Source organism: Cytobacillus dafuensis (genome assembly GCF_007995155.1).
Lineage (GTDB): Bacteria > Bacillota > Bacilli > Bacillales > Cytobacillaceae > Cytobacillus > Cytobacillus dafuensis.
Window position 1 is genome coordinate 4908378 of record NZ_CP042593.1, and the last position, 7692, is coordinate 4916069.

A 7692-nucleotide genomic window follows, 5' to 3' on the forward strand; every position below is an offset into this window, starting at 1 on the left:
CATACAGACTAATTATGCCATATTTCTTATAAAAGCGTAATACTATTCGATTGGAGTTTTGTTTGGAGTACCAGGTTTCCTTGGGTATTTTTTCGGTGTAGCCTTTTCCTTATTAATGATTAATATATTCCGTTCACTTTCTTCCTCAGGAAGTGTAAAGGAATAGGAATGCTGCAATTTCCCGCCAAGAATGGCTATCGCTTTTTTCCCTACATCTAATTCTTCCTTCGCACTTGCACCTTTCATCGCTACAAATGTGCCGCCAGCTTTCACAAGTGGCAAGCATAGTTCACTAAGGACAGAAAGCCTTGCGACAGCACGAGCAGTAACAACATCGAAGGTCTCACGATATTCTTTTTTCTGACCAAATGTTTCTGCACGATCATGGATTAGTTGAATATTCTCCAATCCAAGTTCTTTCGATAAATGCTCTAAAAAGCCAATTCGCTTATTAAGAGAATCGACAATGGTAACCCGTAATTCAGGAAAGGCAATTTTAATCGGCAGACTCGGAAAACCTGCACCCGCTCCTACATCACATAAATGAAATGGATGGTTAAAATCAAAATAAAAAGCAGCTGAAATGGAATCGTAAAAATGCTTTAAATAAACCTCTGACTTATCTGTAATGGCCGTTAGGTTCATTTTCTCGTTCCATTCCACTAATATCGAATAATACTTCTCATATTGTTCAATTTGCTGGGGCGAAAGGTTGATTCCCTTCGCTGCCAGCGCTTCAATAAATTGTTCTGTATTCATTTGCTATTCCTTTCCTGACACTTTGGCAATTCGTCCTTGCTCAATATAAACAAGCAAAATCGAAATATCAGCAGGGTTCACACCAGAGATTCGAGAGGCTTGTGCAATGGATAATGGCATAACTTCTTTTAAGTTATGTCTTGCCTCCATCGCAAGACCTGTAATAGCATCATAATCAATATTCTCAGGGATCTTTTTGTCTTCCATTTTCTTTAATCGTTCTACCTGCTGAAGCGACTTCTCGATATAGCCTTCATATTTAATTTGAATTTCCACTTGTTCTTCAACGTCCTGATCGAGCTTTTCTTCATCAGGAACGAGATTCCAAATATGCTCAAATGTCATTTCTGGCCTTTTCAGTAGGTCCGATGCCCGAATTCCATCCTTTAATTCACTACCGCCTTGGCTTTTTATTAACTCTTGGACATCCTTTGACGGTTTAAGGATAATATTTTTTAACCGCTCAATTTCTGCTTCAATCAATTGTTTCTTAGCAAGAAATTTTTTGTAACGCTCTTCACTAATAAGACCGACGGAATATCCAAGCTCCGTTAATCGTAAATCGGCATTATCGTGGCGCAGCAATAAGCGATATTCAGCACGTGAAGTCAGCAAGCGGTATGGTTCCTGTGTTCCTTTTGTAATTAGGTCATCAATCATGACCCCAATATAGGCATCCGAACGGCTCAGAATAACCTCTTCTTTTCCTAAAATGTTCATAGCGGCGTTAATCCCTGCCATCAGACCCTGTGCAGCTGCTTCCTCATAGCCGGAAGTACCATTAATTTGCCCTGCCGTATATAAATTTTTTACCTTTTTCGTCTCTAATGTAGGCCATAGCTGAGTAGGTCTAACTGAATCATATTCAATCGCATACCCTGCACGCATCATTTTAGCATTCTCCAAGCCTGGAACACTTCGGAGGAGATCATGCTGAACTTCCTCTGGCAAGCTTGTCGATAAACCTTGAACATAAACCTCTTGCGTATTCCGCCCTTCCGGCTCTAAGAAAATTTGGTGGCGCGGTTTATCATTGAAACGAACCACTTTATCTTCTATGGATGGACAATAACGCGGCCCTTTCCCTTTAATCATTCCTGAATACATCGGGGACCGGTGTAAATTGTCTTCGATGATTTGATGGGTTCTTTCACTTGTATACGTAAGCCAGCATGGCAGCTGATCTGTAATAAATTTAGTCGTTTCATAGGAAAAAGCTAGCGGCGTATCATCACCAGGTTGAATTTCTGTTTTACTATAATCAATTGTGTGACTGTTTACACGTGGAGGTGTACCTGTTTTAAAGCGTTCAAGCTCAAAACCGATTTCCTCAAGATGCTCCGAAAGCTTAATAGATGGCTGCTGATTATTCGGACCACTTGAATACTTCAGCTCCCCTAATATAATTTCTCCTCTTAAAAATGTCCCTGTCGTTATAATGACAGCTTTCGATTGATAGACGGCACCTGTTTTTGTAATAACCCCTTTACAAACACCATCTTCTACAATCAATTGCTCAACCATACCTTGAATAAGCGTTAGATTCGGTTCATTTTCAAGCGTCTTTTTCATTTCATGCTGATACATAAACTTATCAGCCTGTGCTCTTAATGCCCGTACAGCTGGGCCTTTCCCTGTGTTCAGCATACGCATTTGGATATAGGTTTTATCTAGATTTTTAGCCATCTCCCCGCCCAAAGCGTCAATTTCTCTAACTACGGTCCCTTTTGCTGGTCCTCCGATTGACGGATTACATGGCATAAAAGCAACCATATCTAAATTAATGGTGACAACTAATGTCTTTGCTCCAATACGGGCGGACGCAAGGCCAGCTTCACAACCTGCATGACCTGCCCCGACGACAATGACATCATATGTTCCAGCTTCATATGGCATGATGCTGCCTCCTTTTGTTATTTCTAAAATATATGTCTCCGCTTCTCTATTTCCCTAAACAGAATTGGGAGAAGAGCTGATCGATTAAGCTTTCATGGACGCTATCTCCAATTATTTCTCCGAGAAGCTCCCATGTTCTAGTGTAATCAATTTGTACGATATCGATTGGTGTTCCAATTTCAACGGCCATAAGAGCATCTTCCATCGCATTTAATGCTTGATTCAATAACGCAATATGTCTTGAATTGGATACATACGTCATATCCCTCGCTTCGATCGAGCCTTCGAAAAATAAAGAAGCAATTGCCTCTTCTAGTTCGTCTACTCCCTTATCTTCTAGTAAGGATGTCGAAACAAGCTTATGTTTTTGTGAAAGCTCATGAACACGGTTCATATCAATCTGCTGTGGCAAGTCTGTTTTATTCACTATGACAATAACATCCATACCCTCAACAGCTTGAAATAAATTCTCATCTTCTTCCGTTAAAGCATCCGAATAATTAAGAACAAGCAAAATAAGATCCGCTTCTTTTAATACTTGCCGGGATCTTTCCACACCGATTCGCTCAACAATATCTTCTGTTTCACGAATTCCTGCCGTATCCAATAATCTTAATGGCACACCACGAACATTCACATACTCTTCAATGACATCACGTGTCGTTCCTGGGATATCCGTAACAATTGCTTTATTTTCTTGTACAAGGCTATTCAATAATGAGGATTTCCCTACATTCGGACGCCCGACGATAACCGTTGATAAGCCCTCACGTAAAATTTTCCCTTGATGAGATGTACGGAGAAGTGTTTCAATCTCCTCTTTGACATAGGTGCCCTTTTCTAATAAAAGCTGATGGGTCATCTCTTCAACATCATCATATTCAGGATAGTCAATATTCACTTCTACATGTGCAAGCGTCCCTAAAATTTCCTGCCGCAGCTTAGTAATAAGCTTAGAAAGACGCCCTTCCATTTGACCTAGAGCGACATTCATTGCTCGATCGGTTTTTGCCCGAATTAAATCCATCACTGCTTCCGCTTGCGATAAATCAATCCGTCCATTTAAGAAGGCTCTTTTCGTAAATTCACCTGGCTCTGCAAGTCTTGCCCCATTACTTAAAAGCAGCTGAAGCACCCGGTTTACCGATGCAATCCCACCATGGCAATTAATTTCAACTACATCCTCTTTCGTAAAGGTTTTCGGAGCCTTCATAACCGAAACCATTACTTCTTCAGCAATTTCATTCGTCTTCGGATCAATCATTTGGCCATAGTGAATAGTGTGTGACGCTACCCCTTTAAGCCTTTTTTCTCCAACCCCTTTAAACATCTTGTCCGCTATTGCTATGGCATTATCACCACTCAACCTCACAATAGCAATGGCTCCTTCTCCCATTGGTGTTGATATGGCTGCAATTGTATCAAACTCCATTCATTCCACCTCGTTTCATTCACGGTTTTATCTATTATAAAAAAGCGCAAGCGCCTTCGGAACAATCAAAGAACAGATTGTTCCTGCGATGCCTATTCGCAGAAGCTTTCCTTTGTGCTCACCCCCGACAAGCATAAGACAGGCCGACGAGAAGGTTGTTCTTTAACCTTCTTGGCGGACTGACTTATGACCTCGAGGTCGACAAAAACGCGACGTCCTGTCGCATTGTCGACACTAGTGCATCCTGCATGTCGGGGGTAGACGCTGGGGCTAGACATTTCTTTAACTCGAAAAAAGTTATTTTTATTTTTTAGTCATATCAATATTTATTTCTCCAAATTAATAGAATATCACATGACTTTTTTTTAGAAAACAAGTATGACTTTTTAATAAAAATTTTGATGCCGCCCAAAACTTGTCCACAAGATTAACTTTTTTAGATCAAGATTCTTTATCCACAATCACCAAGAATAAATATGTTTTATTTTAACTTATCCACATGTGAATAACAATAATAGCAACGATTTCTTCCGATACCCTTTTTTAATTGGCAAAAAAAGAACCCAATCATTTGATTGGGTTCCTAACATTATTTATTTGGCGCAATCACAAGATGGCGATGCGGATCATTTCCACTGGAATAAGTTTTTATCTTCTTATTCTCTGCTAAAGCCGCATGAATCACCTTACGTTCATAGGATGGCATCGGCTCTAAAGCCACATTTTCTCCTGTTTTAATTGCCTTGTGTGCAAGCCGTTCAGCTAGCTGAATAAGGGTTTCGTTTCGTCTTTTGCGATAATCCTCTGCATCGAGCAAAACATTCAAATATTGATCTGAATATCTATTCATAACTAGCTGGGTTAAATATTGTAATGAATTTAAAGTCTGTCCTCTTTTTCCTATGAATAAGGCTATTTTATCCCCTGAGAGAATAAATTGGATGTTCCGTCCATCATGTATTACGTCAATTTCAATTTGAGCACCCATTTTTTCACTTACATCTAAGAGGAACTTCTTACCTTCTTCAATCGGATCTTGCTTCTTAACAACTTTAACAATTGCAGGTCGTGAACCAAAAATTCCAAAAATGCCCTTTTTACCTTCGTCGACAATAGTAATTTCTGCGCGATCTTCGGATGTCTGTAACTGAGCTAGAGCAGACTTTACTGCTTCATCGACGGTAGTCCCCGTAGCAGTTACTTGTTTCACTTTTTTGCTCCTCCTGCTTTACCGGATGCTGTCGCTTTAAGCTCCGGACCTTTAATAAAATAAGTCTGAGCAATCATAAAGATATTACCTACTACCCAGTACAATGAAAGTGCTGCCGGGAATTTGATGGCAAAAACGACGATCATAATCGGCATTAGCCAAAGCATCATCGCCATTTGCGGGTTTTGATTAGCTGTTCCAGCCATCATCATCTTTTGCTGAATGAAAGTTGTAACACCTGCGATGAGCGGCAATATATAATACGGATCCGGAGAACCAAGCTCAAACCATAAAAATGAATGAGCCTTAATTTCTTGTGTTCGGGAAATCGCATGGTAAAACCCAATTAAAATTGGCATTTGAATTAATAATGGGAAACATCCAGCTAATGGATTTACCCCGTGCTGTTGAAATAATGCCATCGTTTCCTGCTGCAGCTGTTGCTGCGTTTTTTGATCCTTTGAGCTGTACTTCTCTTTTAATTTTTTCATTTCAGGCTGTATGGCCTGCATTGCCTTTGAGCTTTTTGTCTGTTTAATCATTAATGGGAGCAATACTAGGCGAATGGTAAGTGTTACGAGAATAATCGATAAGCCATAGTTGCCTCCTGTAATTTCTGCAACCTTTATAATAAAAAGTGAAAGCGGATAAACAATGTACTGATTCCAAAAGCCTTCGCTCTGGGATGTAATCGGCTGATTAATTTCTGAACAGCCTGATAGTAGCGCCATCATAAAAATTAAACCGATTACTAGAAATATTCTTTTCTTCAAACGGTTATTCCTCCTTACTGCTATGAAAATTGTATATGAAAAATGTATCTCCACATTTATCGCCTTCTGAAAAGCTTTGATCACTTTACCAATTCAGAAGATTATGGAAAACAAACTTAAATACATAGTAACATTTTTAAAAGATCATGTCTTTTATAAAGAAAATATGTTAATTGGTGATATTTGATTTCATTCTCGGCTTTTAAACTATGACTATTTATCATTATTGCCAGGCATTTGTTTAGTCAAAACCTTTGAAATCTTTAATACATGCATGAGACTCTTTTTTATTTCATGAAATTCCATATCAGCAACTGGCTTTCGCGCAATAATAATATAATCGTATTGATTATGTATCTCATGTTCCAGCTCATGAAAAGCCTGACGAACATATCGTTTGATCTGATTTCTTGTTACAGCATTTCCAATCTTTTTGCTCACAGAAAGGCCAATGCGAAAATGCTCTTGATCTGGCTTTTTAAGCGAGTATACAACGAATTGCCGATTTGCAAATGATTTTCCTTTTTTAAAGGCTTCTTGGAATTCTTTATTTTTTTTTACTCTAAATTCTTTTTTCATGACCTTTACCTACCCTTTCATAGAAAAGCGTAAGCTCACTTACAATGGAAAAAATATTTTCTATTAGATTATGGAAAAAAAGACCACTGACGTTTCAGTGGCCTAAGCAGATAATACTTTTCTTCCTTTACGGCGGCGACGAGCTAGGACGTTACGTCCGTTCGGAGTACTCATGCGGCTGCGGAATCCATGAACCTTACTTCTTTTACGTTTGCTTGGTTGGTAAGTTCTTTTCATTATATGACACCTCCCTGAGGAATAGCTGTTAAAGACAGTCTTACTAATTATAAAGATGTAACTAGAAAGTTGTCAACTGGAAGAATATCGTATGCGCCTTAATCAGACTCAGACCCCTCTAATTTTTTTATAAGCCTTGTGTCTAAAAGATTTTGGCGCAACAAAAGCCCCTATTTATGAAGCTAGGCAATTTTTTATTCGAAAAAGCTATTCTTATTTATTTTTAATTTCCACCTAGAAATTTTAACCTCTTTTTAAAGCTCTGTCACTCAAAAATTTGTTTATTATAAAAGTAATTTTCTCCAGTTATTTGTTATTACTTCACTATGTGGATAATTTTTCGACAAGTTTTTTATTATCCACAACACATATTGACAGCTTCTTCACACAATCAATCATTGTGGACAATTTTAGTCCACACGCTCTTATACTTGTGGATAAAATCTGAAAAACCGTTGCACCTCTTAGGAATATCTGTTATCATATTTGTGTTTTCACACTTAATAATTCAATGTGTATAACTCCATTATCCACAGAGTGTGGATAACATGTGGATGAGTTATTCCATGAGGTTGTAAAATCTTGTCCACAGATAGTGGATATTGTCGAAATCCTGTTTATCTTCCTTATTATATGTTTTTCCACATACACAGGCTTGTATATTAATACAAAATATAGGTTGTACTGGTTGTATAGCCTATATTTTTTTGGCATGTATCATTCTAAAGCACTTGATCGCAGTGTATGAATGCAATACATCCAAAGCTGCATTTTCTTTAATAGCAAATAGCAAAGGGGGGCTATCA

The 7692-nt window shown here is 38.5% G+C and carries 7 protein-coding genes; all 7 read right to left on the bottom strand.

All coding sequences use genetic code 11. The features are described 5' to 3' along the window. Positions 1 to 42: 42 nt before the first annotated feature. The 7 genes from rsmG to rpmH all read right to left on the bottom strand — a co-directional run bounded on the left by rsmG (position 43) and on the right by rpmH (position 6886). Positions 43 to 759: a 16S rRNA (guanine(527)-N(7))-methyltransferase RsmG gene (gene rsmG / locus FSZ17_RS23205; protein ID WP_057772393.1), complete on the bottom strand. Its 717-nt coding sequence runs from the start codon at positions 757 to 759 to the stop codon at positions 43 to 45. Between the two features lie 3 nt (positions 760 to 762). Continuing rightward, positions 763 to 2655, bottom strand: a complete 1893-nt coding sequence (gene mnmG / locus FSZ17_RS23210) for a tRNA uridine-5-carboxymethylaminomethyl(34) synthesis enzyme MnmG (RefSeq protein ID WP_057772390.1) — start codon at positions 2653 to 2655, stop codon at positions 763 to 765. Positions 2656 to 2701: 46 nt separating this feature from the next. After that, the gene (gene mnmE, locus FSZ17_RS23215; protein ID WP_057772388.1) at positions 2702 to 4087 is read right to left on the bottom strand and encodes a tRNA uridine-5-carboxymethylaminomethyl(34) synthesis GTPase MnmE; all 1386 of its coding nucleotides are present in this window, start codon (positions 4085 to 4087) and stop codon (positions 2702 to 2704) included. Positions 4088 to 4676: 589 nt separating this feature from the next. Further along, on the bottom strand, positions 4677 to 5297 hold the full coding sequence (jag, locus tag FSZ17_RS23220; RefSeq protein WP_057772386.1) for an RNA-binding cell elongation regulator Jag/EloR: 621 nt from the start codon (positions 5295 to 5297) through the stop codon (positions 4677 to 4679). Beyond that, entirely contained in the window at positions 5294 to 6070 is a 777-nt protein-coding gene (gene spoIIIJ, locus FSZ17_RS23225; protein ID WP_057772384.1) for a YidC family membrane integrase SpoIIIJ, read from the bottom strand. Before spoIIIJ ends, jag begins: the two co-directional genes overlap by 4 nt. A gap of 213 nt (positions 6071 to 6283) precedes the next feature. Further along, positions 6284 to 6649: a ribonuclease P protein component gene (rnpA, locus tag FSZ17_RS23230; protein WP_057772382.1), complete on the bottom strand. Its 366-nt coding sequence runs from the start codon at positions 6647 to 6649 to the stop codon at positions 6284 to 6286. A 102-nt stretch (positions 6650 to 6751) separates the two neighbouring features. Further along, a complete protein-coding gene (gene rpmH, locus FSZ17_RS23235) occupies positions 6752 to 6886 on the bottom strand; it encodes a 50S ribosomal protein L34 (RefSeq protein ID WP_053478303.1) in 135 nt (44 codons plus the stop codon). Between the last annotated feature and the right edge of the window lie 806 nt (positions 6887 to 7692).